The sequence below is a fragment of the Denitrificimonas caeni DSM 24390 genome (genome assembly GCF_000421765.1).
GTDB classification, from domain to species: Bacteria; Pseudomonadota; Gammaproteobacteria; order Pseudomonadales; family Pseudomonadaceae; genus Denitrificimonas; species Denitrificimonas caeni.
In genome coordinates this window covers 243,799-268,850 of record NZ_ATXQ01000001.1, presented here as the reverse complement: position 1 = coordinate 268,850, position 25,052 = coordinate 243,799, and the positions used below count along the sequence as shown (strand labels likewise).

Sequence of the window (25,052 nt, the reverse complement as noted above, 5' to 3'; positions counted from 1 at the left end):
GCCTTGGTTACAAAATTGAGTGTATTGCATGAGCGAAATTGACGTCCCCCAACAGTATGATTTAGAGACCGCTGCGCTGAAAGTGCCGCCGCATTCAGTGGAAGCTGAACAATCGGTGCTGGGCGGTTTGATGCTGGATAATAACGCTTGGGAGCGAGTACTAGATCAGGTATCGGATGGCGATTTCTATCGACACGATCACCGTCTGATTTTCCGTGCTGTGGCGCGTCTAGCAGAGCGTAATGCACCCTTTGACGTCGTCACCCTATCTGAGCAACTGGATCAGGAAGGGCAGCTCAGTCAGATAGGTGGATTGGCTTACTTAGGTGAGTTGGCGAAAAACACCCCTTCTGTAGCCAATATTAAAGCCTATGCGCAAATTATTCGTGAGCGTGCCACGTTACGTCAGTTGATCAGTATCAGTAATGATATTGCTGACAGTGCTTACTCACCGCAAGGTAAAAGCGGCAGTGACATTCTTGATGAAGCTGAACGCAAAATTTTCCAGATCGCCGAAGCAAGACCAAAAACTGGCGGTCCTGTTGGCCTCAATCAGTTGCTGGCCAATGTCATCGATACCATTGATACGCTGTTTAACAGTGATGAGGCGATCACCGGTATTTCCACAGGCTTTACCGATTTAGATGAAAAAACCAGTGGTTTACAACCGGCTGACTTAATTATCGTTGCTGGTCGTCCATCGATGGGTAAAACCACCTTTGCGATGAACTTGGTCGAAAACGCATTGATGCGCTCAGAAAAATCTATTTTAGTTTTTTCTTTAGAGATGCCGGCGGAATCCTTGGTGATGCGGATGCTGTCTTCACTGGGGCGCATTGACCAAACTAAAGTGCGTTCGGGCCGTCTTGATGAAGATGATTGGCCGCGTCTGACCTCTGCAGTGAATTTACTGCAAGAGCGTAAGTTATTTATTGATGACTCGGCTGGTATCAGTCCTTCTGATATGCGTGCGCGGACTCGACGCTTGGCGCGTGAGCATGGCGAGATTGGTTTAATTATGGTCGACTACCTGCAATTGATGCAGATTGGTGGCAGTGGTGGAGAAAACCGTACCAACGAGATTTCGGAGATTTCTCGATCGTTAAAAGCTTTGGCCAAAGAGTTTAACTGCCCAGTGGTAGCACTGTCTCAGTTGAACCGCTCGCTAGAGCAGCGTCCCAACAAGCGTCCTATTAACTCTGACTTACGTGAGTCAGGAGCGATCGAGCAAGATGCTGACGTGATTATGTTTGTTTACCGTGACGAGGTGTATCACCCCGAAACGGAATACAAAGGTGTGGCGGAAGTGATTATTGGTAAGCAACGTAACGGCCCGATTGGTACTGTGCGCTTAGCTTTCCAAGGCAAGTACACCCGTTTTGATAATTTGGCGGCGGGCAGTTATCAGTTTGATGATGATTGATTACAGCTGCTCGTGCTGAATAAACCTAAGCGTCTTTAAATCAGCATCTTTTCAATCTAGCAATGTCCTGTCACGTTGATACTCTCTTTTTAATAGGGCTATTAGATTGTCGGCTGATAAGAACGTAGATGGTTTGGCAATAGGATGCTGATGTCTGCCCAGTTCGATGATCAAAACCCCAGCCACGTTGCGCGATCAGGATTGGTAAGGGGAGGTTACGGCAACACTAATCCTCCTGCCTCACGATGCAATTGCCGCAGGTGCCCACTAAGCAGCTCAATATTGTGTTGGGTGCCGTCCAGCTCCTGCTGCTGTTTTACGCTAAGCATTGCGCGCAGCCGATTGTCCAACTGGTCTGCAGTAGTAAGCAAGCTGCCGTGGCGCTGTCTAGCGGAGCTTTCTAGTAGGTCACGCTCTGCGGCTTGGGGTATCCCGTAACCATCACTAAGAAGATCTGCCGGTCGGCTGAGGAAGCTGCTGTCTGTTATCAGTTCCTGCATCAGTCGGCCCGCTTCACTAAGCCCATCATTAGTACCGTCGTCGGCCAAATAACGCTTTTTCAAGTCGTGCTGAATAACGTGGATGTACTGGCGTAGTGCCGCCTGTTCAAGCAATAGCAAAGCTGCCGCCGCGCGCTGATTGGCTTGTGGTAGCCATGCTTGGCGCTGATCGGCACTGAGTGCCAGCCAGTCATCAATACTCTTCTGCGGTACGTTCAGGTTGGCACGTACTACTGCAAACATCTGTTCGTAGCGATTGCGGTACGAGGCGAAGTAATAGCCCTGACGCAGGGCTTCGTCGCGGTTTATAAGGGGGGCGTAATTGGCCAGACCGCGTGCCTCTAATATCTGTAGCAGCCCGGTTGGAGTGTAGCTGTCTAGGTCGCGTAACTGGTGATGATCGCTGCCGCTGCGCAGCAATTTTAGGGTTTCCACTGCGCAGTTATTGCTGACGAAGTAATAGTTTCCGTCATAACTCCAATGTTGGCTGGCGGCTTGAATGGCCAGGCCGATTTGCTCTTCCCTAGTCATGTTCAAAGGCACCGAGCTAAGACTGCGCATCTCGGCTTTGGTGTACTCATCGAGCACTTGGTTCAGCGGCAGGATAAACAGGCGAGAGGGGTAAACGCCGGTCAGTCCGTCCCAACTCGACAGTTGGACATCATCCACGAAGGCGCGGTAGGACAGTACCAAGTGGTGTTCAAGGTCCAGCATGCAGTCGGGACTAAGCGGTCGTCCGGGTGCGCAGATTACCAGTCGCAGCATGCTATGTCCCCAGCGGCTGGCCCAAGTCTGGTCTGGCTCGGCCAGCAGGTAGTGCACCTGGTAAATACGTGCTGGATCAAGCCATCCCAGGGCTGGTTGATTCGCATCCAAGCTAGCATTCATGTAGGGAAGAGCACTGGCACAATCGGTTGTATGCGAGGGCTCCCAGCCGAAGTGCTGGTGGAAGAAGGTCTTTAGTGCGGGGCGGCGGCAGCCGTATTCCGGATCTAGCAAAAAATACTCGAGATTGACCGCAACAAATTCCTGCGGGCTATAGAACTCATAGATGTCGACGCTGCGATCCAGCTGCCGATTGATTGTTTCCCGCTGACCACGCTGGCCGACCTGTTCCGGCCAGCCGGCCAGATCCAGCAGCCGCGGGGCGTCACTAAGTGTAAAGCGTCTTTCAGTTTGCCCGCGGCATTGACGAGGCAGTCCAATCTTGCCTTGGGTTTTTTGACTGGAGCGGCAGCGCTGCAGAAGCTGACGCTCGGCGGCAGGCCAGAAACGGCCTTGGTCATAGAGGTGGCCAAGTTCATGTAGCAGCGTCGCCTTGAGCTCATTCTGAAGTGTGCCATGCTGGCGGTCAGGGGCAAGCCCCTCACTATGGCCGGTCACCAAGGCTGGCAGCCAGCGTCGATTCAGTTTTATCTTACCGCCGGGAGTGGCGCGACCCATAACCGCCGATGGGAGGTTGTCGCTCCAGCTCACAGATACCTGTCGATCAAGCTGTTTAATCATTAGCGGGGGCAAACTATCGAAAGCGTTATTCAACAGTTGCAGGGTGATCTGTCTTTGCTGATCGTTCAGGTCTGGCTGGTCAAGCCGCAGTTGCAGTGCGGCCTGGATAGGAGCGCTGAGCAGCAGCAAACCGACAAGCAACACTGCACTGCAGACTGATGACGTTGTATGCAATAGGCCCGCGTGCAGTTTTGCGATAATGCACCCCTGGATTTTACTCAACGTGCAAGAATTGCCTCTGCCAGTTGCATGTCAGTTGCTTCAAGATTGGGTAGAGTTTGGCGGATATGTGTTAGAGCGGCTTCTAAGTGAGCGCCGCGTATGCTGCCTTCACTGCCAACGAAACTGGCTGCGTCATCACGAGCGTCAAGTACGACTTTGTCATCGCCGATGGATGAGGTCGCGTCACTGCTAGCATCCACAGTGTTGACCAGCGATGCGCCGATAGAATCCGAGGTGGCGATGAGGCTGCTGGCGTAAGCGCTGCTGGCAATGCTAAGAACGCCAGCGGCAACAAATAAAGAGAAACGTAGCATCGGGATTTCCTTGAGTAGCAGATATAGTAATTGCGAAATATAGCATAACCGCGCCGACCCAGAGTAGTCGTCAACGCAGTGGACGCTAGGAAATGTTCTTCTATAGCCAAGCATGTCCCGCTGTAGGTAAATGCTTGGCTAACTGATAACTCTATTGATTTAAACGGTGCTACCTTGCAGCTCAGCTGGTTATCGCTTGGCTCTGTCGGAGCAAATCCTTGGACCGGTTTAAAGTAGTGATTTTGCTCGCTGGAGGCGCTCGATAAAGTCTGGAGCCTCTATTTCGCCAACCACGCGTAACTGCTCTAGCTCGTCACCATTAGGGGCGAAGAACTGAATCACAGGCGGACCAAAGAGTTTGAATTGATTGAGCAGGGCGCGGTGTTCAGCGGTGTTCTCAGTAATATCCAAACGCAGTAATTGGTAGTTACCTTGGGCAAACAGTTCGCGTACCTGTGGGTGCTCCAGTACATTGCGCTCGATGATTTTGCAGCTGATGCACCAGTCCGCATACCAATCAACCACTGCGGGCTGACCGGCTTGCTTGGCTTGTTCTAGTTGCGCTTGCAAAGCAGTAACGGCAGTGATGGTTTGCCATGCAGGGCCTGAAGCAGGGGCGCTGCTGTTGAGCGAGCTGACGCTGTTATTAAACACGCCGGCGCTTGTGCTGTTTGGCTGACCTAGCGGCTGCAGTGGATTGGTCTGGCCCTGCAGTGCGCCGACCCAAGCTGACAGTGCATAGATCAGTAAAGCTAAACCAAGCAGTTGCGCCATTTTTTGTATTGTTGATTTTTTGCTGAACTCTAAAGTGCCAAGTTGAATGGCAACTCCAGCTGCTAGCGCTCCCCACAGCATTAAAGTGATTTGCTCAGGTAAAACACGATCAAGCAGCCACAACGCAACCGCTAAAAGCATTACACCAAAACCGTTGCGCACCGCCACCATCCAAGCGCCCGACTTGGGCAGGATTGAGCCGCCGCCAGTGGCAAATAACACCAAGGGTGCGCCCATGCCTAAGCCTAGAGCCAAGAGTTTGAGGCCGCCGCCTACAGCGTCACCGCTGGCGCTGATATACAGCAACGCCGCAGCTAAAGGTGCCGAGACGCAAGGCGAGACTAATAGGCTAGAAAACACCCCGAGTAAGGCCGCACCGAGTAAAGAGCCGCCACTGGTTTTGCTAGATAAAGTATTCAATGGTCCGCTGATAAACTGCGGCAAACGCATTTCAAACAGGCCAAACATTGCTAAAGCAAACAGTGCAAAGAACGCCGCAAAAGGCACTAAGACCCATGGTGATTGCAGACGAGCTTGGATGTTCAGTTCAGCACCAAACATCCCCATTAATGCGCCTAGCAGGGCAAAGCACAGAGCCATCGACACCACATACACGCTGGATAGAGCAAAGCCACGGGTGCCGCCAATCTGGCCGCGCAGTACTACTCCAGTCAGAATTGGCAGCATAGGTAGCACGCAAGGGGTGAAGGTGAGACCTAAACCAGCGAGAAAAAATAAGGCGATTTCTTGCCACGTCCATGCCGATGACGCGCTGCTGATCGGGCTGTTGAGTGCAAAGGAGTGAACTTCAGGTGGATAGCATAAGCCTTTATCGGCGCAGCCTTGATAACCAACGTCTAGGGTGTAAGGCAGATTGTCTGGATTATCGACCGGCAAAGTAATATCTAAGGTGCCGTAATACGCCTCGATATCACCAAAAAACTCATCACTACGAGCCATACCATCAGGCAGTTGCGCATCGCCAAAACTTACGCCAGCTGTGTCTGTACTAAAGGATAGACGGTGCCGATAGAGGTAATAGCCTTGTGCGTTACTAAAACGAATCGCCACGCTGCCGTCAGAATTTTCCAGCGCCTGGACTTTAAAGGCTTGCTCAACAGGTAAGAAGTCACTGCTGTTATTGAACACGTTGCTGGTTGATGTGCTGGCTTGATCAAATAAGCCAGCATAAGCGGGGATGTGTAATAGGCAAATAAGGGTAAATAATAAAGCGCGCATAATTGACTCACATATTCCAATTGACACCATCATAACCGAGAGGGTGCTGAGACTGCAGTATTTAGCTCGCGCTGCTGCTTTATGTCACTTGCTGTTGTGCTGTGGCGAGCGCTATGCGCGCAGTGCTGAGCATAAAGTAGAAGTTCAGCTGCGGCGAATGACCCAGATGCCACTCAAAACCAGCAGCAATCCGGCAACTTTGCCGAAGTTGATCGGAATCTCTTTGTAACCCACCCAACCTTGATGATCGAGAAACACTGCGCTGCTCAGTTGCCCCAGTAGCACCAGAGCCATAAACAGCAGAGCGCCAATGCGTGGTGCGACAAATGCTGCAGTAAATACGAAAAATGCGCCAAGTAAGCCGCCAGCCCAGTGCCACCAGTGCAAGCTTTTAAAGCTACTCAAACTGACCGTATCACGCTGCCAGAACGCTAAAATTAACAACGCAGCAGTTCCTACGGAAAAAGAAATCGTTGCAGCATTTAAGACACTGGAGACTTCTTTGGCGAGCAGGCCATTGATACCAGCTTGCAAGGGCATAAAGGCACCGGAAATAAATGCCATAGCCAGCAGGGTCCAGTAAATTTGCGGAGACATAAATAACCTTGGCACGCAATTATAAAGCGCTATAGTGCCACAAAAACGGCTGCTTTAAGACGTTTTTGTGGCGTTTTTATGGCTTTACTGAGGCGGGAAGTGTTGCAGGATGCGCTGAACATAAGTGCGAATTTTCGCCTCTCGCACCTGAGGGTTCGTCCGCTGTGCCGGTAGCACCCAGCTATCGCTGCCGCGCCAAATCAGTTTCTGTGTACGGCTGTCTAACATATCAATTTGTAATTTCTGCGTGGTGTAAGTGATGTCATAGTTTTCTACGCGCAAAGAAGGTCCCCAGACGCTGCCCCAGTAGTCGTTTTGCATCACTTGTGAACGTTGTTGCTGTTGCTCGGTAATCAGCCATGCACGTACTTGCAGCGGTGCCTCGTTACTTTGTGGCAAACCTTGTTGCAGCAATTGTTGGCTGATGGCATTGCGTACTCGCTCGGCATCTAAGTCACTGCGCACTTCGGCTGATTTAGGTAAAAATTCAACGGCCGGCTCAGCCCATTGCCAACTTTGCAATGCTTGAAAGTTTTGCTCAGGCTGGTAATCCAATTCGACCAGCGCTTGGTTTTGGCAAGCGCTAAGGGCCAGTACACTGATCAGTAATAGATAGCGACTGAACATAAAACTCTCCCTGAAAGTAGCACTTAGTGCGGTTTTAACTCGGGTTTTTTATAAGGCTCTGTTAGGATACTGCGCTTATATTGAGTTTAATTCCACCGCCTCGTGCGGTTTTTATTGCCAATGGAGGCATGCATGTCTGAAGTAAATCTGAGCACTGATGAAGCACGAGTAAGCTATGGTATCGGTCGTCAAATGGGTGATCAGCTGCGTCAAAACCCACCACCAGGTATCAGCATTGATGCGGTCATTGCCGGTTTAAGCGCTGCTTTCCAGGGCCAGCCAAGTGCTGTTTCAGGCGAAGATCTGAATGCCAGTTTCACTGTGATCCGTGAGCGTATGGAAGCAGAAGCTGAAATTAAAGCAAAAGCTGCTGCCTCTGAAGGTGTTGAGTTCTTACAAGAAAATGCTAAGAAAGAAGGCGTAACCACATTACCTTCAGGCTTGCAGTACGAAGTGATCAATAGCGGTGACGGCGCACAGCCGACGCGTGACAGCACAGTACGTACCCATTACCACGGCACGTTAATTGACGGTTCTGTGTTCGACAGTTCATATCAGCGTGGCGAGCCTGCGGAGTTTCCAGTCTCTGGCGTGATCGCTGGTTGGACTGAAGCCCTGCAATTGATGAACTGTGGTAGCAAATGGCGCTTATACGTACCAAGTGAGTTGGCCTACGGTGGCCAATCAGTCGGTAGCATTCCTGCACACAGCACTCTAGTGTTTGATGTTGAATTACTGGACGTTGTTGCTTAAGCATCCTGTGATCACGCTGTGCCCGAGCGCGCTGCTTGGGCATAGCAGATTAAGAATAACTGCCGCACTTGCTCTTTAATCACTAAAGGCTCTGGGCTGTTTAAATCATTGCTGTCGAGCACACCTTGCTCGCGCAACTCTTCTAAATCCTTCCCTTCGATTTGTACACAGACATTGCCTGTTAAGCGATTAATAATGCGCAAGTAAGGTTGTGGGCGATCCAGCCAGGCGTCGATAAAATAAGTCATAGTGGTGTCCTCGAGTAATAGAATTAAGGTTTAAATGAGAATACTTCTCATTTGCTTCTAGTGCAAGATATTTGTAATTTTAAGCCCTTGACTGCAATCAAGAGAGATTGCTAGGAAGCGTTGTATTGTTTTTACGAACATCACGCATAGGAGCTTTCTGATGACAACTGCTACCCACCCATTGATTATTGATGCCCCCGAACTCGCGCAAGATCTGTTGGATTTGTGTGATGATGACCCAAAATTTGCTCGCCAAGCCGATGAATATCAGCAATTGGCTGCGCGCCTTGCCACGATCAAAAGTGGTGGTGAAACTGTGAGTGCTGAAACTGCGGAATTACTGGAGCAACAGCGTAGTGCTTTGCAGGCCATTTTGTTGCGCAAACTGACTCACCCGGCAGGTGGTTGCTGCGGCGGTTGCGGCGGTTGATGCTGGATAGGTAAGGCGCTAATGGTATTGCTTGCAAAGTGCTGCAGTAGCGCCGATCTTGCTCTGATCAGCTGTTCTAGCTTGATTAGACTGTTGTGATTTTTTTATCTGTGGCAGATTCGTATTGATGTATGCGTTGACTCTGCATGGTTTTACCGCTGCTGCTTAATGTCTAGCTGCGCAGTGTGTTTGCAATTATTAGATCACTGTATACAATAACAGTGTTATTAAGACCGCTTTGGTCAAGACGATTGTAAACCACGCAGCAAGCAGGGGAGCGCAGTATGGCTAAGGCCAAACGTATGTATGGTTGCACTGAGTGCGGCGCTACTTATCCAAAGTGGGCTGGGCAGTGTGGCGATTGCGGTGTCTGGAACACCTTAGTTGAAACCTTGATTGAAGCTGATGCGCCTGGAAAAGGCCGCGCCGGTTGGGCGGGTGATCAAGCTGAACTGAAAACCTTGGCACAAGTCAGTGTCGAAGAAATCCCACGATTTCCAACCCAATCCAGTGAACTCGATCGTGTTCTCGGTGGTGGTTTGGTGGATGGCTCGGTGGTACTGATTGGTGGTGATCCGGGCATCGGTAAATCGACCATTCTCCTGCAAACACTGTGCAATATGGCCCAGCATCTGCCTGCTTTATACGTCACTGGCGAAGAGTCGCAGCAGCAAGTTGCAATGCGCGCCCGCCGCTTAGAGTTGCCGCAGGACAAGCTCAAAGTGATGACGGAAACCTGCATTGAAACCATTTTAACGGTCGCGCGCCGTGAAAAACCGCGAGTGATGGTAATCGATTCGATTCAAACTATTTTCACCGAACAGTTGCAGTCGGCCCCCGGTGGTGTTGCGCAAGTGCGCGAAAGTGCTGCTTTATTGGTGCGCTACGCTAAGCAAAGTGGCACCGCGATATTCTTAGTGGGGCACGTGACCAAAGAAGGCTCATTGGCCGGTCCGCGCGTGCTTGAGCACATGGTCGATACCGTACTGTATTTTGAAGGTGAGTCAGATGGTCGTTTACGCATGCTGCGTGCGGTGAAAAACCGTTTCGGTGCAGTCAACGAATTGGGCGTGTTTGGCATGACGGATCGCGGCCTGAAAGAGGTGTCGAACCCTTCAGCGATTTTCCTCAATCGTGCGCAAGAGGCAGTCTCTGGCAGCGTAGTAATGGCCACTTGGGAAGGCTCGCGGCCGATGCTGATTGAAGTGCAAGCCTTGGTGGACACCAGCCATTTAGGTAATCCGCGGCGAGTGACGGTTGGTTTGGATCAAAATCGCTTGGCCATGTTACTGGCTGTTTTGCACCGTCATGGCGGTATCCCAACCCATGACCAAGATGTTTTTCTCAATGTGGTCGGCGGCGTTAAAGTGCTGGAAACCGCATCAGATTTGGCTTTGATGGCGGCGATTATTTCCAGCTTGCGCAACCGACCTCTGGAGCACGGCTTGTTAGTATTTGGCGAAATCGGTTTGTCTGGTGAAATTCGTCCGGTACCCAGTGGCCAAGAGCGTCTCAAAGAAGCGGCCAAACACGGCTTTAAACGTGCGATTGTGCCTAAAGCCAATGCGCCAAGAGAAACTCTGCCAGGCTTGCAAGTGATCGCGGTGACACGCTTAGAAGAAGCGTTGGATGCCTTGTTTGAGTAAGCGTATGGTTGAGTACTCGCGAACATAATGTCGGTTTGCCTGTTCGAGTCAGAGGTGAAGCGCTACAATGCGCCACCTATAAAAGCCTAGGAGTTATTCTGGTGTCTGTCGTCTTTGTCGCTGCCTCCAAATTACCCACCCCGTTTGCTGAGTTCACCATGCACGGTTTCTGTGATGAAGAAACTGGTAAAGAGCATGTGGCCTTAACCTTAGGGGACATTGCTGATGGCCAGCCTGTGCTCGGCCGCTTGCATTCTGAGTGCCTTACCGGTGATGCGCTGTTCAGCTTACGCTGCGACTGTGGTGCGCAACTGGAAGCGGCTTTGCGTGCTATTGCCGAAGAAGGGCGCGGCGTTTTGTTGTATTTGCGTCAAGAAGGTCGCGGCATAGGTTTGCTGAATAAAATTCGTGCTTACAGTTTGCAAGATGGTGGTGCCGATACAGTAGAGGCCAATGAGCAGCTAGGCTTTGCTGCAGACTTGCGCGACTACTCAATTTGTCAGCCAATGCTTGATCATCTCGGTGTGCACTCGCTGGAACTGATGACCAATAACCCGCGTAAAGTCAGTGCGATGCAAGGCTTTGGTGTGGAAGTTGCGCGTCGCGTGCCATTGCAAGTTGGGCAGAACCCTTATAACAAACTCTATTTAGCGACTAAAGCGGGCAAGTTAGGGCATTTGTTAGGCCGTGAACATCAGGCTGAGCACGACTCATGAATCCTCACGAAGCACGCCGCACCTTACGCGTGTTGTGGTGGCTGCAATTAGCCGTCGCAGTGCTTCCTGTTTGGTTATTTCCCGCCGCCAGTTTTAATTTAGGACTGCAAGTCGAGTTTGTCTCGTTGCTGTTCTTTGTGGTTGCCTTGTGTTTGTTATTTCTGAATGCCAAACCTTTTCAGCGCTTTAAGCATGCGGTGATTGCCGTCGGTGCCGCGCGCGATAGCGAAGCAGAGCCTGCGGCTTGGCAGGATTTAATGCACATTCGTCTGCAAGCCTTATGGTATGCCTGTATCCCCGCGTGGTCAGCTGCCCTGGCTAAAGTGCTAGGTTTGGAAATGCCTGTGGTGGTGTTATTGGCGCTGGCCAGCCCTGTGTTGTTTTGGTTGTATCGAACGCCACGCCAATTGTCATGATTGGCACACCTGCTGCGCTGCTGAGTGGCCTGTTTTTCTGACCGCCTGACGTGTTTCTGTATTGGCCCTGTTTACAGATATGTGCTGACCTTGAGCAGTTATGTGAAGAGTTGGCTGCATTTAAGGAAACGCTGAATAATTACCTGCGTTGTCAGGGCGTTGTTAAAAACCAGCTCAAAATGCTCATTTACTACCTGTAAACTGCGCTTTCTCGCTGATTTTTGCCTAGCCCTGACTGCCTCGCTAACATTATTCAATGCTTCCTTGAATAATGACGCAACTCACACCATTTTTTAAGAGTGGATGTTATGACTTTTTCCTATAGCGCCCGTAGTCGCGCGATTGAACCCTTTCATGTGATGGCGCTGTTGCAGCGTGCCAATGAGCTACAAGCGGCAGGCCATGATGTGATTCATTTGGAAATTGGCGAGCCCGATTTCAATACCGCAGAGCCCATTATTCAAGCCGGACAAGCAGCGTTGTCAGCAGGCCATACGCGTTATACCGCGGCTCGTGGATTACCTGCTTTGCGTGAAGCGATTGCTGGTTTTTACGCCAGTCGCTACAGCCTAAATATTAATCCTGAACGCATTATGATCACCCCAGGGGGCTCTGGCGCGCTGCTATTAGCCAGTGCGCTATTGGTTGATCCTGGCAAACACTGGTTGTTGGCTGATCCAGGCTACCCTTGTAATCGTCACTTTTTGCGTTTAGTTGAGGGCGATGCGCAGTTAGTGCCGGTTGGCCCTGAGGTCAATTATCAGCTCACCGCTGACTTGGTCGAACGTTATTGGGATCAAGACAGCGTCGGTGCTTTGGTAGCGTCGCCAGCTAACCCAACTGGCACAGTGCTAAGTCGCGAAGAGCTGGCTGCATTATCGGTCGCTTTACGTGAGCGTGGCGGGCATTTAGTCGTCGATGAGATTTACCATGGCCTGACTTACGGCATGGATGCGCCCAGCGTTTTAGAAGTTGATAACGATGCGTTTGTCCTTAACAGTTTTTCTAAATACTTTGGCATGACCGGCTGGCGCTTGGGTTGGTTGGTTGCACCTGAGTCGGCAGTGCCTGAATTAGAAAAGCTGGCGCAAAATATTTATATCAGTGCGCCGACGCTGTCGCAGTATGCAGCTTTAGCTTGTTTTCAGCCGGAAACCTTGGCGATTCTTGAAGAGCGACGTGCTGAGTTTGCGACGCGTCGTGATTACTTATTACCAGCTTTGCGTGAGTTGGGTTTTAAAATTGAAGTGGAACCGCAGGGTGCGTTTTATCTTTATGCAGATATCTCGGGTTTTGGCGGTGATGCCTTTGATTTCTGTAGGCACTTTTTAGAAACTGAGCAGGTAGCGATTACTCCGGGTGTGGATTTTGGCCGCTCAAGGGCCAATCAGCATGTGCGCTTTGCCTATACGCAAAGTGTGCCGCGACTGCAGCAGGCGGTCGAACGTATTGCGCGCGGATTGGTTACATGGAAAGCCCAGCATGCAGTTTGATCCGGTCTTAGAAGAAGGGCGATTGCTGAAGCGTTATAAGCGTTTTTTTGCGGATATTGAATGTGTCGATGGCAGTCTAGTGACCGCACATTGTGCCAATACGGGTTCGATGAAAAACTGCATGGCTGAGGGCGCGCGCGTTTGGTTCAGCCGCAATGATGATCCAAAGCGTAAACTCAAAGCGACGTGGGAGCTGGTAGAAACTCCGCATGGTCGCTTGGCTTGCATCAATACTGGACGCGCTAATCGCTTAGTAGAAGAAGCGCTAACCGCTGGAGTCATTACTGAGCTGGCAGGTTTTACTAAGCTGCGCCGTGAAGTGAAGTATGGTGAGGAAAACAGCCGCGCTGATTTTTGTTTGATGTTTGATACACAGGCGGTGTTTGTTGAGGTGAAAAGCGTGACCTTGGGCTTTGCTGATACCGATACCGCAGCTTTTCCTGATGCAGTCACTACACGAGGCGCCAAGCATCTGCGTGAGCTAACGGCGCTGGCGCTCAGTGGTCAGCGTGCAGTGCTGATCTATTGTGTCAATCTAACGGGGGTTACTGCCGTGCGCGCCGCCAAAGAAATTGATCCTGAATACGCATCTGCACTGGCTGAGGCCAAAGCTGCAGGGGTTGAGGTATTGGCCTACGGCACAACAATTACGCCATCTGCAATAACTGTGACGCACCCTCTGACAATCGAACCGAGCTAACCCGAACACCACGCATGACTCCTGTAGAAGCTGGCCATGCCTGCGAGCTTTGCTCTTGCTCTTGCTCTTGCTCTTGCCCTTGCCCTTGCTCTGGCTTTGCTCTGTGATTATCAGAAGCGCATCCCCTCTAATTCTTATACTTAGCAATTATGTATATTAATTTATGTTTAGCTGACATGCATCATTGTGTGCTGAGCGTCATGAGGCCATGATGAATAGACAAGTCGCTTTATTGTTCGAGTGATTTAGCTATAAGCCTCGTCTAATTTGGACGAGGACTTAAGTGAGGAATTAATCATGACGATGCCAAAACAAATGCAAGCCATTGTTTACGGTGGCCCGGGTGTTAAGTCTTTAGAGACGGTAGCTACACCGAAAATCCAGCAACCCACTGATGCGATTATCAAAATCGTAAAAACCACCATCTGCGGAACCGACCTGCATATCCTTAAAGGCGATGTACCAGCCGTCACTAAAGGCCGCATTTTAGGTCACGAAGGTGTTGGCATCGTGGAAGAGGTCGGTAGCGCTGTCACCCGCTTTAAAAAAGGTGATCGCGTGTTAATTTCTTGCGTCAGCGCTTGTGGTAAATGTGGTTACTGTAAGAAGCAGCTGTATGCACATTGTGAAGATGGCGGTTGGATTCTCGGCCACTTGATTGACGGTACTCAGGCTGAGTATGTGCGTACACCGCATGCTGATAACAGTTTGTACCATGTGCCTGAAGGCGCTGACGAAGAAGCGTTGGTGATGCTCAGTGATATTTTGCCGACCGGTTTTGAGATTGGCGTGCTCTATGGTGCGGTGAAGCCCGGTGATACCGTAGCGATTATTGGTGCTGGCCCAATTGGTATGGCCGCGCTGTTAACCGCTCAGTTTTTCTCACCCGCCCGCTTAATCATGGTTGATGTTGATGAGTCACGTTTAGCTATGGCAAAAACCTTTGGTGCGACGGATGTCATCAACAGCGCAACCGGCGATGCCGTGGCAGAGTTGCTGGCCATGACAAAAGACGGTATTGATGTGGTCATTGAGGCTGTTGGTATTGCCGCGACCTTTGACATTTGCCAGCGCGTTGTACGCCCAGCTGGGCATATCGCTAACGTCGGTGTGCATGGCACCAGTGTTGATCTGCAGTTGCAAGATTTGTGGATCAAAAACATCACCCTGACCACAGGTTTGGTCAATACCAATACCACTGACATGCTGATGAAAAACGTACAGTCCGGCAAACTCAAGCCTGCCGAATTGATTACTCACCGCTTTGCTTTTGCTGAATTTATGCGCGCCTATGAGGTGTTTGGCAATGCCAGCAAAGAGAAAGCGCTGAAAGTGATGATTGATAACAGCTGATGTAGCTGAATGATCAACTCAAGCCTTTTCTGCCTGAGTGGGGCGGGGAAGGTTTAGCAGTGTAAAGAGTCGTGGGTTTTATGCTTTGCAGCATGCCTGACTTTTTGGCGGCAGCTCCTGTGTTTAGGCGCTGCCGTTTTTATTTGGACTTACAATCCGAACACGTTGACGTAGAACTGTTCGCCGTCATCGGTCATTTCTACGGTGTAAGTAATAGGAGCCTTATTGGTCATCCCGGTATTACTTGCAGTAATACTCAGCTCAGCCGCGCATTCGTGAGCCCCTGTTTGCTCATTGGTAGCAGTTGTTCTTATGGCACCCACATCATAAGAAAACAACTCAGCAAGCTCAGCGCCCAATTGATTATTCATTTCTTCATCAGCAATTTGCTTAACTAAATCGGTGACTTCTTCATCACCGCATTTTGGAACTGTTGGAGAACAGCCTGAAACGGCTAAAACTGAGAAAACTAAAGGTATAAAAATTCTTTTCATGATTTTATTTCTTCTTTTTGAGTTGATAGCTCTTAAACGTCCCTGTAGCTGACATTTTTAAAACTTTTACTGTTAGCTGAGAGCGCCGCTTAATTTTATGCTGCGTTTTAACCGCGTTGGACTGGTTTTTTGATTTAGAACTTGCCGAAAATCACTGTTAAGGAAGCACTGAATAATGTTAGCGAGGCAGTCAGGGCTAGGCAAAAAATCAGCGAAAAAGCGCAGTTTACAGGTAGTAAATGAGCATTTTGAGCTGATTTTTAACAACGTCCTGACAACGTAGGTAATTATTCAGCGTTTCCTTAAGTAAGATCGCAAAGGTGTTAACGATACCAGAGTAATGCTGTATTTCCAGTAGCCCAGATTCCACCTTGGCCTAGCATCGGTGGAATCGGCTTTTTGATCGTTGTTATCGTCAGAGTTGGTGGTGCGACGCTTACTCTGTGATCACTCCAGTACTGGATGAGATTTAGTGCTTTTTAGTGTCGCCAGCAACTTTATCCATAATGGCAAATAACACGCCGGACACCACAAATGCCATGTGAATGATGACTTTCCATTTCAAACTGTTGGCATCGGCATCGCTCATTTCTGCAGGGATATCCATAAACGACTTTAAAAGGTCGATGGCGGAAATGGCTACGATGGCGCCAATCACTTTGAGTTTAAGACCAGAGAAATCAACTTTCCCCATCCAGTCAGGACGGTCTTTATGATCGCCAACATCAATTTTTGAAATGAAAATTTCATAGCCGCTGAAGATGATCATCAGCAATAAACTGCCTACCAGCGACATATCAACCAGTGCCAAGATACCAACAATGACATCTGCTTCAGATGCAACCAGCACATGAGTCGCCATGTGCCAAAACTCTTGAGCGAATTTTATCAGCAATAAAAAAATGCTCAGAACTAAACCTAAGTAAAAAGGCGCGAGGATCCAGCGGCTGTTAAAAATGGTTTTTTCTAAGGAGTGTTCAATCTTCTTTATCATGCAGAGCTCTTGGGGTATGGGAAGGCGTAAATTGTAAGTGATTAGCTGCTTTTTACGATAGGGAAAGTTTTGTTGGTGATTGCCAAGGAGCAGCCAAAAGCCTCTATCAGAAGTTTGGGTTTTAGGAGTTATGCGATTATAGCGGGTGAGTATGTATATTTTTAGCGATAAAAACAGTAAGGCAGCTGTTTTGCTTCATACATCTGTGTGCAATCGTTAGACGTTAACTAAGCTGTTGGCAGCGAATACCCAAGCTAAGGTAGTGAGGGTTAGGGGATAAAGTTATATTAAGGCGCTTTGGTGTTAATAGAGTACTTAGGTATAATCGTCAGAAACAAAAAAGCCGTTGAAATCTTCAATAAAATCAACGGCTTATTTTATTTGGTCGGGACGGAAAGATTCGAACTTTCGACCCCTAGCACCCCATGCTAGTGCGCTACCAGGCTGCGCTACGCCCCGACGATGTTTTCACGCTATGCCTGAAAACGATGCCGACTATACCCTAAGCATTTGAATTGCGAAAGGTTATTGCCGACAAATACTCTTGGCCTAAAGGCTATTGGCTATTTTGTTAGCCATTTACCATTAAGTTGGATGTATTGACCGACTGGGGTTTTCTCCAAAGCTTTTTTACCGGCCATGGTTTCTACGTCAGCCAACTGGATGTTGTTATTTTTGGCTAGGCGCTGATATTCCGCGCGGCGGGCCTCATTGATCAGTCGAGCGATTTCAGCTGCGTTGCCTTGCGCCTTAACCACGCCTAAATAACCGTTAGGCTGCTCGCCCAATAAACCAGCTGATTTAGCTGGGCCAAGGTTACTCATGGCGTCGTTTAAATCCATAGCAAACACTGCGGTGCTGAGGAGGCTGCTGGCCAGTAATAAAGGCATTAATAGTTTACGAAAGTTCATGCTGCGCTCCTTAGAATAAACCGCTGGATTCGTCGAAAAGATTATCAAGCTCTTTATCAACCTTGATATAGATTTCGTGTTCAATTTTTACGTTCAGATTAATGTTGATCGGCTCATTGGGCATTGCCAGTTGCACAGTTGGCGTGCAGGCGCTGCTGAGTAAAGCCAGTACAAAAATACTTGAAATTAGACTGGTACGCATAGAAACCTCCTGTATTAACGTTTCTCAAGGCGCTCTCGAACACGCTTTTGAATAATTTCGCTGACTTGACCGCTCAGCTGAATACTGGCCAAGAGTGCGGGAATGTCTTCTTCTAAATTCACGTTTAAGTTGATAGGGCGGCCTTTTTCGACATCCGGATTGCGCCCCTCTAAACGAACATTAAGCAACAGCTTACCCGATTGATCATAACTTAACGCGCTACTGAGCAGGTTAAAGTGAAAATCCTCCAAGGCCTCGGCGACCAAACGCATGGCGGGATTGCTTTGGCCTAGCGCGTGAATCTTCTCCGACTGAAACTGTAAAACGCCCGGTTGTCTGGCCTGCAATTGGCCGGCTTCAATATAAAATTCACCGTTTTCGACATGAATGGGTAGCAGTCCATCAATGGTGCCAGTGCCGGCTAAACCTTCTGCGGGATAGACCTTCAGGAACTCTTGCAGTTCCAGACCGCGCACCTGTAATGGCAAGGTCTGTGGGCGTTTGAGATCAAACTGCTGGGCATCCAGCCAAACTTTACCGTTGAGTAAATGGGCTTGCAGACTTTGCCAGCCCGCTACACCTTGCAAAAGATTGTCGAGATTGGCTTGATAATGGGCGTCTTGCAGCTGAATCGGCCCGATTGGAATCCCGGGATCCAGTTGCTCGATGGTCAAGTTGGCGATTCCCAACTTGAGGGATTGTCCCGATAGTTGGCCGTTAAACTGTAGGCCTAAATTTTTCAATGTACTGCGATTGACAATACCATTGAGACCGCTGGCGCTGCCGTTAATACTGAGTTTGAGTGGTTTTTGCGCGGGCAGAGTAAAGTCGATTTGACTGCGCAAACGGCCACTGCTGAATAAAACCAGTTCGGGCCAATCTTTGAAGGTTTTCTGTAAGGGGTTGCCAGCTTTAAAGAAAATCTCTTTTAACGTGGCGCTACCTTGGATGGCGTTGTCGAGAAAATCAATGCTGCTGTCGAGGCTCAGTCCTTGTTGTCCGTTTAGATTGCCGCTCAGGTTAAGTTGCGGCAGTTGTCCGCTAAAGCTGCCATTGAAATCCCAATCTTGTGGATGCAATTGCTCTATGTTGAGTTGTTTGATCTGTGCCGTGATGGGGCTGTGCACTTCAATACTGTAAGGCGCTAGGCTTTGGCCTTGCAGACTTAAACCGGCCAGTTGCAGGCTTATTTGCTCGGCAGTGCCAATCTCCGCTAAACGTATTTTTTGCGTGCTCAGGTTGGAGTGTTGCTCGGTTTTAACACTGAAACGCTCACTGTCAGCATGCCCGGAAAAGTACAGTTGTGCTCGCAGTTGCTGAGTGCTGAAGGAAGGCTGCTGCAGGGCGTCCAGCTCCAGATAAAGCTGCGCGTTGCTGAGCGTACCTTGCCAGGCAGGCGTTTGTTGTAAGTGCAAAAGACCATTGAGTTGCAAGCGTGCTGGGCCTTGGCTGTGCAGGTCAAGGGTGAGCAACTGTTGGCCGTCTGGAGTATCTTGATGATCTGGATGGGTGGTGATTTGCGCACTGAGCTGGGTCGGTTGCAACTCAGCGGGAATACTGTCTAACCAAGAGCTGTCTAGGTCTTTTAAAGTCAGTTGGCTATGAATATAACTGGGTTGCCACAGCTTACCTTGCGCATTGGCTTGCAGTTTGAGAGTGCCTTGCAGATGACCGAGACCAACCAGCTTGGCGTCAATTTCTTGCAGTTCAATATGTTGTGGCAGCCATTTAAGCAGGCCAGCAGATAAGGCGAAGCTTGGTTGCTCTGCGGTGTTTTCGTTGCTTGCTATCGGCCAAACAGCTTTTAAGCGTGCGGCGTGTAAACGTTGGATGGGCAACGCTTGCCAGGCCCAGTCAATCTGCAGCTTGTCGATGTGCAGATATTGCGGCTGCGTATGATCGCTGGATAGATTGAGTTGAACCTGCGAGGCGCTGAAACCATCGTATTGCCACTGCGGGTTTTGCCAATGGAAATCAATCCCTTGTTTTTGCAGTAGCCAAGGCAGTGCATGCGGGAGCGCCATGGCTGCTGCAATCAGGAGTAATAGCAGTAATAAGAAGATACGCAGAAAGCGTCCAAACCATGATGGCTTGGACGTCGATACTGACGACTTACTCGCCGCTGTATTCACAGCCACAGGTGCAGGTTTCATGAACACGTACCCGCGAAAGTTCAGGGATGAGTGGTTTCATTGCTTCCCAGATCCAACGCGCTAAGTTTTCACTGGTGGGGTTTTCTAGGCCTGGAATATCATTGAGATAGTTGTGATCTAGGCGTTCGTAAGTCGGTTTAAATAGCGCTTTGATTTCACTAAAGTCACGAATCCAACCGGTATGTGGATCGACTGGACCTTTTAGGTAAAGCGCGACGCGAAATGAATGGCCGTGCAAGCGCCCGCATTTATGCCCTTGGGGCACATGAGGTAAACGGTGCGCTGACTCAAAGGTGAATTCTTTAAATATTTCCACAAGGGTGTCCGTGTTAATTAATCACAATGGCCGCAGTTTAGCAGGAATGCTGGCGCTCAGTGCGCAGCTTGAGTGTTGATTACTATTCAAGAATAGTTATTTTTTAAGTTTCAGTTAAGTTGGCGGGTGTAGCTTATGCAGTGTCAGCACAAAATATCTTGTGTTGAACCACTTTAAAACGAGGCAATACTCATGAAAAACTTAACTGCAATCTGTATCTCAGCTGCATTAGTGATGGGCGCAAGCGTTGCTCAAGCTAAAGATGTTAGCCCGGCAAAAACTGTTGAACTGAGCACCTCTGGTGCGATTTTATCTTTCGATAAGCTCAATGAAGCCGCATTGGCACAGCATCCGAACGCAAGCATACTGGACACTGAACTTGAGGAGTCTTACGGTCGCTACATCTATCAGGTTGATGTACGCGATGATAAAGGCCAAAAGTGGGAAGTTGAGTTGGATGCGAAAACTGCCGAAGTGCTGAAAAACCAACAGGATGACTGATGTTTAAAAGCTCTCGATGCGCCTGCCTAGTGATACTGTTTCTGACTGTGGTCAGTCAGGTGTCTGCGCGTGACTTAAGCCAAGATCAGGCCTTAAAGCTGCGCAAAGAGGGTAAGGTGCTGTCTTCACAAACATTCATTGAGCGTGCTTTGGAGCGACATCCTAAAGCACGCTTATTGGAGTTGGAGCTTGAAGAGAAACACGGCCGCTATGTCTATGAAGTGGAGTTGCTGACTGTCCAAGGCCAAGTGCGTGAGCTGAAATTTGATGCTAGCAGCGGTGAGCTGTTAGAAGACGAAGAGGATGACTGATGCGCTTATTACTGGTTGAAGACAATGTCGCTTTGGCCGATGAGTTATGCGCAGGTCTGCAGCAACTGGGCTACGCGGTTGATTGGCTGGCCGACGGACGCGATGCCGCTTATCAAGGCGCAGTTGAACCCTATGATTTAATTATTCTGGATTTAGGTTTGCCCGGACTCTCTGGGCTCGAAGTGTTAGCGCAGTGGCGCGCAGCGGCAATCAGTACGCCGGTGTTGATCTTGACCGCGCGCAGCACCTGGAGTGAACGCATTGATGGTTTAAAAGCTGGCGCGGATGATTATCTAACCAAGCCTTTTCACCAAGAAGAACTGTATTTAAGAGTGCAAGCTTTGCTCCGTCGTAGCCATGGATTTGCTAACCAAAATCATTTGCAGGCTGCCGGATTAGGTTTAGATGAAGCACGGCAAATCGTACATAGCCAAGGCCAAGAGATCGAGCTGACCGGCGCAGAGTTTCGTTTGTTGCGTTATTTTATGCTGCATCAAGGGCAGATTTTGTCAAAAAGCCATTTAGCTGAACATTTATATGATGGCGAAACAGAACGTGATTCCAATGTACTGGAGGTGCACGTCAATCATCTGCGGCGTAAATTAGGACGCACGGTCATAGAGACGCACCGTGGCCAAGGTTACCGCTTTACGGGTGCTGGAGTGCAGCCGTGAAACACTCAATCCAGCGGCAACTGACCTTTAGTTTAGCGATGCTGCTGGTTGTCGTCGGATTAGTGCTGGCCCAGGCAGGGCTGTGGATTGTTGACCGAGGTTTGCGTCAGCACATGCAGGACAATTTACAAACCCAAGCAGAAAGCTTGTTGGCCGCTTTAATTAAAGGGCCGCAAGGGATTGAGTTAAATAGCCGTCATCATGATGCGGTGTTCTTAAAACCTTTCTCTGGGCACTATTTTATTATTGAGTTCAATCAGCAGCGCTGGCGCTCACGCTCGTTGTGGGATTTTGAGCTGCCAGAAGTTGAAGCAATGGGTTTTTCTGAGCAATTAAGGCCTGGGCCTGAGCAACAACAGTTACTGATTTATCAAGGACAATATCGGCGTTATAAAACCGACATTAAAGTCACGGTTGCGCATGATTACAGTCCGGTTTTAATCAGTTTTCAGCAGGCGCAGATCATCGGCGGCGGCTTAGGTCTATTGGCCTTGCTGCTGACCTTGTTGCTGCAGTGGCGCTTAGTCCGCCGAGCTTTACAACCTCTGGAGCAAGCTCGGGTGCAAATCGAGCAACTGCAGCTGGGGCAGCGTAGCCAGTTGGAACAGGATGCGCCGGTTGAATTGCAACCCTTGGTGCAACAGGTCAATCGTTTGTTGCTGCACACAGAAGATACTTTGCAGCGTTCACGCAAAGGCTTGGGTAATTTAGGTCATGCGTTGAAGACGCCTCTGGCGGTATTGATGAGCTTGCTGCGCCGCGAAGAACTGCAAAAACAACCTGAGCTGTTAGCACTGATTCAAGAGCAATTGCAGCAGATTGAGCAGCGTATCCAGCGTGAGTTGACCCGCGCTCGCTTATCTGGAGATGCCTTGCCGGGCGCGTTTTTTGAGTGTGGGCAAGAGCTTCCAGGATTGTTTCAATTGATGAATCGTGTGCATGGCGATGTGTTGACTTTGAGTTGGCAGGCTGCGGCCAACTTGCGCTTGCCCTATGAGCGCGACGATATTTTAGAGATGCTGGGTAATCTGCTGGATAACGCCTGTAAGTGGGCTGACAGTCGTGTTGAACTTGGTATTGAGCAGGTCGGAACCGACTATTGCGTACGGGTGGATGATGATGGCCCAGGTATCGAAGAAAGCCAGCGCCAACAGGTGCAAAAACGCGGCTCACGTTTAGATGAACAAAGTGCTGGGCATGGTTTAGGTTTAGGTATTGTGCGCGATATTGTCGAGACGCTCGGCGGTACGTTGCAATTACTCGACAGCCCACTGGGTGGTTTACGAGTGGAAATTCAGTTGCCTACGCGCCTTTAATGCCGAAGCTAAGCGCTGGATATTGCGCAGATGAAAATGCCGATAGACTGTGCGCATCTGCACAAAAAACTCGCTAAACCGTAACTTTTCTTCGATCTGTTTGGTTTTCAGTGCCTACCATGATAGAACGCAGCCTCAGATTAATGGGAGGTGCGCGTGGAGTCAGAGTCTATTGTGTATGGCTGTATCCGTGATTGGTCATTGGCAGATGCCGATGAGCAGCGCAAACGCAGTCTGACTAATTTACAAGCAATCCAAGAGCTGCCTGAAGGTGACGGCTGGGAGCTGTTTCATCGCGAACTTTTTAGTTGCACTAGCTTTGAAAGTTTAGCGCCGCAATCACAGATTATTCATTTTGGTAGCAGCTATCGCTCCATTGAATATGAGTGGTCAGTATGGATGCAGCAATTTGAAAATCTGTTAAAGCGAATGTACTGGGCCAGTGCGGTGGTGCATTTAGAAACTGAAACCAATGGTACTCACACTTTTCGTTGGGAATCCGAGCAGCACAATCACCAACCTAGCGCTGAAGAGTTACAAGTGCGCTGTGTCTGGGAGCGTGAGAGTAGCTTGCGTTTATAACCCTATAATGAAAGATGGCGCTGCTTGCATGCGTGAGTAAGCACCGAGAACTGAGTGCTGAGTTATGCTGGCAGGTTTAATAGCTTTTGTGCTGCCAGCGATAAACTGACAGATAGCAGCATAATAGCAAAGATGCGTTGCAGCATCGGACCGCCAAGTCGAGTGGCTAACTTATTGCCCAGTAGTACGCCGCACGCACCGCCTAAGGTTAAGCCTGCCAACAGTTGCAGCGGTGGTTGTGCTGCGCCAAGGTACATCAAGAAGCCTGCACCAGAGACTAGAGCAATCACTGCCATTGAAGTGGCGGTTGCTGCGAGCATCGATAATGGGCTGAACCACAATAAGGCTGGAACAATTAAAAAGCCGCCGCCCACGCCCATCAAACCAGATAGCACCCCGACCCATAAGCCAATAAATACCAACATGCCGCGATTGAGCGGTTTTTTCTCGGATTGTTCGGGCAGACTGGCGCTGCTCCACATGCGCCATGCTGACCACAACACCAAGATACAAAAACCCAGTACTAGCCAAAATTCGCTGATCAGTTGCCCCAGTTGTTGGCCGATCCAGCTTCCGGGTAGGCCGCTGACGGTCAGTAATACCACAGGAAGCAGGTGAACATCACCGGCCCGCCAGCGGCCGATCGCGCCAATCAGTGCCGACAGACCCACCGCACCAAGGCTTACGCCTACAGCATCACGTAGAGGTAAGTGCAAGCTTAGTAATAAGGGTAAAGCTACCAGTGAGCCGCCCGCGCCGGTGAGACCGAGCAGAGTCCCGAGTAATAAGCCAATGCCAAGTGCTTCGTAAATTAAGCTGTCCACGGATTAATATCGCTACTCAAGGTTTGTCTGTGTGCAGTGTACGGTGTTCGAGTCGGTGGGTAAAAATCTGTTGCGAGTTTTTAGCTGTTTGCGCCTGACTATCCTTAGCAGCACGGGTTGGCTGTTAAGGATAGAGGAGACTTTCTAAACGTCAGGTCAAAAGATGCTCTGCGGTGAGGAGGCGCGAGTGCTTAGTCCTGTGCTCCAAGATGACGCAAAGTGAATGCGCCACGGATATCACCTACGCTGTACCCAGTGGCTTGGTCATTTGGATATTTCTCATTTAAAGCAGCAGCAATGGCAGGCTTAATCTCATTGCCATGGCAGCCTAAGCAGCCTTCTTGCAGCGGTATAGCTTTCATCAGACGGAATTGACCATTGACGGTTTCTGCATAACTGATGGTTTTTACATCTTCGCCGTTGGCGGCACGTTCAGCAAATTGCTCAAGTACGTTGCGCTCCCATGCATCTGGGGCATTATCACTGTTACGGGTTTTTAATGAGGTGCGACCAATTTTCCAGTTTGCATTGCTGTGCTCATCGGCAATTTCAGGCGCGAGAGTTTGGCAAGCAGCGACAGCTGCGACCGGACCGCCGTCTTCTTTGGCTTGCTGCACGGTGTCCATTAAGTGTTTAGCAAATGCAGGGATTAGCGTTGCAGCTTCTTGTTTGAGCTGATCTTGCGAGGTTGCAGCACTGATGCTCTGCGATAGAATGGCAGTGCAGCACAAAGCAGCAAGGGTGGTGAGTGTACGCATGGCGAACTCCTGATATAGATACGTTTTCGATATAGTATTTGTTTACTTTACACTGATTT

The 25,052-nt window shown here is 49.6% G+C and carries 28 protein-coding genes and 1 tRNA gene; 14 read left to right on the top strand and 15 right to left on the bottom strand.

What is annotated here, in order from left to right; genetic code table 11:
- Nucleotides 1-28 precede the first annotated feature (28 nt).
- Nucleotides 29-1,423, top strand: a complete 1,395-nt coding sequence (gene dnaB / locus H591_RS0101255) for a replicative DNA helicase (protein WP_022965124.1) — start codon at nt 29-31, stop codon at nt 1,421-1,423.
- 215 nt (nt 1,424-1,638) lie between these two features.
- On the opposite strand, the gene H591_RS0101250 is transcribed toward dnaB, so the two are convergent.
- From H591_RS0101250 to H591_RS0101230, 5 genes are all read right to left on the bottom strand, one after another.
- Nucleotides 1,639-3,573, bottom strand: a complete 1,935-nt coding sequence (locus H591_RS0101250; protein WP_022965123.1) for a DUF7844 domain-containing protein — start codon at nt 3,571-3,573, stop codon at nt 1,639-1,641.
- Between the two features lie 74 nt (nt 3,574-3,647).
- Nucleotides 3,648-3,965 carry a DUF2388 domain-containing protein gene (locus tag H591_RS0101245; protein ID WP_022965122.1) on the bottom strand — a complete coding sequence of 106 codons (318 nt, stop codon included), beginning with the start codon at nt 3,963-3,965 and terminating at the stop codon, nt 3,648-3,650.
- Between the two features lie 228 nt (nt 3,966-4,193).
- A complete protein-coding gene (gene dsbD, locus H591_RS0101240; protein ID WP_022965121.1) occupies nt 4,194-5,978 on the bottom strand; it encodes a protein-disulfide reductase DsbD in 1,785 nt (594 codons plus the stop codon).
- Between the two features lie 144 nt (nt 5,979-6,122).
- On the bottom strand, nt 6,123-6,575 hold the full coding sequence (locus tag H591_RS0101235) for a DMT family transporter (RefSeq protein ID WP_022965120.1): 453 nt from the start codon (nt 6,573-6,575) through the stop codon (nt 6,123-6,125).
- 84 nt (nt 6,576-6,659) lie between these two features.
- Nucleotides 6,660-7,202 carry a DUF4136 domain-containing protein gene (locus H591_RS0101230; RefSeq protein WP_022965119.1) on the bottom strand — a complete coding sequence of 181 codons (543 nt, stop codon included), beginning with the start codon at nt 7,200-7,202 and terminating at the stop codon, nt 6,660-6,662.
- Between the two features lie 132 nt (nt 7,203-7,334).
- On the opposite strand from H591_RS0101230, the gene H591_RS0101225 reads away from it, so the two are divergent.
- Nucleotides 7,335-7,955, top strand: coding sequence for an FKBP-type peptidyl-prolyl cis-trans isomerase (locus H591_RS0101225; protein ID WP_022965118.1), 621 nt, complete (start codon nt 7,335-7,337; stop codon nt 7,953-7,955).
- An 11-nt stretch (nt 7,956-7,966) separates the two neighbouring features.
- Here H591_RS0101225 and H591_RS0101220 read toward each other — a convergent pair whose 3' ends face one another.
- Nucleotides 7,967-8,203: a PA4570 family protein gene (locus H591_RS0101220; protein ID WP_022965117.1), complete on the bottom strand. Its 237-nt coding sequence runs from the start codon at nt 8,201-8,203 to the stop codon at nt 7,967-7,969.
- A gap of 160 nt (nt 8,204-8,363) precedes the next feature.
- On the opposite strand from H591_RS0101220, the gene H591_RS0101215 reads away from it, so the two are divergent.
- The 7 genes from H591_RS0101215 (at nt 8,364) to H591_RS0101185 (ending at nt 14,957) form a co-directional block, all read left to right on the top strand.
- Nucleotides 8,364-8,633: a hypothetical protein gene (locus H591_RS0101215; protein ID WP_022965116.1), complete on the top strand. Its 270-nt coding sequence runs from the start codon at nt 8,364-8,366 to the stop codon at nt 8,631-8,633.
- A gap of 284 nt (nt 8,634-8,917) precedes the next feature.
- Nucleotides 8,918-10,279, top strand: coding sequence for a DNA repair protein RadA (gene radA / locus H591_RS0101210; RefSeq protein ID WP_022965115.1), 1,362 nt, complete (start codon nt 8,918-8,920; stop codon nt 10,277-10,279).
- A gap of 101 nt (nt 10,280-10,380) precedes the next feature.
- The gene (gene ribA / locus H591_RS0101205; protein ID WP_022965114.1) at nt 10,381-10,995 is read left to right on the top strand and encodes a GTP cyclohydrolase II; all 615 of its coding nucleotides are present in this window, start codon (nt 10,381-10,383) and stop codon (nt 10,993-10,995) included.
- Complete coding sequence (locus H591_RS0101200) at nt 10,992-11,411, top strand: hypothetical protein (RefSeq protein WP_022965113.1); 420 nt, start codon at nt 10,992-10,994, stop codon at nt 11,409-11,411. Before ribA ends, H591_RS0101200 begins: the two co-directional genes overlap by 4 nt.
- Nucleotides 11,412-11,719: 308 nt before the next feature.
- A complete protein-coding gene (locus H591_RS0101195) occupies nt 11,720-12,904 on the top strand; it encodes a pyridoxal phosphate-dependent aminotransferase (protein ID WP_022965112.1) in 1,185 nt (394 codons plus the stop codon).
- Nucleotides 12,894-13,604, top strand: a complete 711-nt coding sequence (gene sfsA / locus H591_RS0101190) for a DNA/RNA nuclease SfsA (protein ID WP_022965111.1) — start codon at nt 12,894-12,896, stop codon at nt 13,602-13,604. Before H591_RS0101195 ends, sfsA begins: the two co-directional genes overlap by 11 nt.
- A gap of 315 nt (nt 13,605-13,919) precedes the next feature.
- Complete coding sequence (locus H591_RS0101185) at nt 13,920-14,957, top strand: zinc-dependent alcohol dehydrogenase family protein (RefSeq protein WP_028244093.1); 1,038 nt, start codon at nt 13,920-13,922, stop codon at nt 14,955-14,957.
- Nucleotides 14,958-15,106: 149 nt separating this feature from the next.
- On the opposite strand, the gene H591_RS0101180 is transcribed toward H591_RS0101185, so the two are convergent.
- From H591_RS0101180 to queD, 7 genes are all read right to left on the bottom strand, one after another.
- Nucleotides 15,107-15,451 (bottom strand): hypothetical protein, encoded by a 345-nt coding sequence (locus tag H591_RS0101180; RefSeq protein ID WP_022965109.1) that lies wholly within the window; start codon nt 15,449-15,451, stop codon nt 15,107-15,109.
- A 469-nt stretch (nt 15,452-15,920) separates the two neighbouring features.
- Complete coding sequence (locus tag H591_RS0101170; protein ID WP_022965108.1) at nt 15,921-16,445, bottom strand: TIGR00645 family protein; 525 nt, start codon at nt 16,443-16,445, stop codon at nt 15,921-15,923.
- 382 nt (nt 16,446-16,827) lie between these two features.
- Nucleotides 16,828-16,904, bottom strand: a tRNA-Pro gene (locus H591_RS0101165).
- Nucleotides 16,905-17,008: 104 nt separating this feature from the next.
- Nucleotides 17,009-17,335 (bottom strand): YdbL family protein, encoded by a 327-nt coding sequence (locus tag H591_RS0101160; protein ID WP_156853108.1) that lies wholly within the window; start codon nt 17,333-17,335, stop codon nt 17,009-17,011.
- Between the two features lie 31 nt (nt 17,336-17,366).
- Nucleotides 17,367-17,558 carry a YnbE family lipoprotein gene (locus tag H591_RS0101155; RefSeq protein WP_022965106.1) on the bottom strand — a complete coding sequence of 64 codons (192 nt, stop codon included), beginning with the start codon at nt 17,556-17,558 and terminating at the stop codon, nt 17,367-17,369.
- Between the two features lie 14 nt (nt 17,559-17,572).
- Complete coding sequence (locus tag H591_RS14575; RefSeq protein WP_084702503.1) at nt 17,573-19,711, bottom strand: intermembrane phospholipid transport protein YdbH family protein; 2,139 nt, start codon at nt 19,709-19,711, stop codon at nt 17,573-17,575.
- A complete protein-coding gene (gene queD / locus H591_RS0101145) occupies nt 19,671-20,027 on the bottom strand; it encodes a 6-carboxytetrahydropterin synthase QueD (RefSeq protein WP_022965104.1) in 357 nt (118 codons plus the stop codon). The genes H591_RS14575 and queD overlap by 41 nt, the downstream gene beginning before the upstream one ends.
- A 192-nt stretch (nt 20,028-20,219) precedes the next feature.
- Between queD and H591_RS0101140 the strand changes: the two genes are divergently transcribed.
- From H591_RS0101140 to H591_RS0101120, 5 genes are all read left to right on the top strand, one after another.
- Complete coding sequence (locus H591_RS0101140) at nt 20,220-20,528, top strand: PepSY domain-containing protein (protein WP_022965103.1); 309 nt, start codon at nt 20,220-20,222, stop codon at nt 20,526-20,528.
- Entirely contained in the window at nt 20,528-20,839 is a 312-nt protein-coding gene (locus H591_RS0101135) for a PepSY domain-containing protein (protein ID WP_022965102.1), read from the top strand. Before H591_RS0101140 ends, H591_RS0101135 begins: the two co-directional genes overlap by 1 nt.
- On the top strand, nt 20,839-21,513 hold the full coding sequence (locus H591_RS0101130) for a response regulator transcription factor (RefSeq protein ID WP_022965101.1): 675 nt from the start codon (nt 20,839-20,841) through the stop codon (nt 21,511-21,513). The genes H591_RS0101135 and H591_RS0101130 overlap by 1 nt, the downstream gene beginning before the upstream one ends.
- 38 nt (nt 21,514-21,551) lie before the next feature.
- Nucleotides 21,552-22,829 (top strand): sensor histidine kinase, encoded by a 1,278-nt coding sequence (locus tag H591_RS0101125; RefSeq protein WP_051145760.1) that lies wholly within the window; start codon nt 21,552-21,554, stop codon nt 22,827-22,829.
- Between the two features lie 156 nt (nt 22,830-22,985).
- Nucleotides 22,986-23,411 (top strand): hypothetical protein, encoded by a 426-nt coding sequence (locus H591_RS0101120; RefSeq protein WP_022965099.1) that lies wholly within the window; start codon nt 22,986-22,988, stop codon nt 23,409-23,411.
- A gap of 62 nt (nt 23,412-23,473) precedes the next feature.
- On the opposite strand, the gene H591_RS0101115 is transcribed toward H591_RS0101120, so the two are convergent.
- Both H591_RS0101115 and H591_RS0101110 read right to left on the bottom strand, forming a co-directional pair.
- Nucleotides 23,474-24,235: a sulfite exporter TauE/SafE family protein gene (locus H591_RS0101115; RefSeq protein ID WP_022965098.1), complete on the bottom strand. Its 762-nt coding sequence runs from the start codon at nt 24,233-24,235 to the stop codon at nt 23,474-23,476.
- Between the two features lie 191 nt (nt 24,236-24,426).
- On the bottom strand, nt 24,427-24,993 hold the full coding sequence (locus tag H591_RS0101110; RefSeq protein WP_022965097.1) for a Tll0287-like domain-containing protein: 567 nt from the start codon (nt 24,991-24,993) through the stop codon (nt 24,427-24,429).
- Between the last annotated feature and the right edge of the window lie 59 nt (nt 24,994-25,052).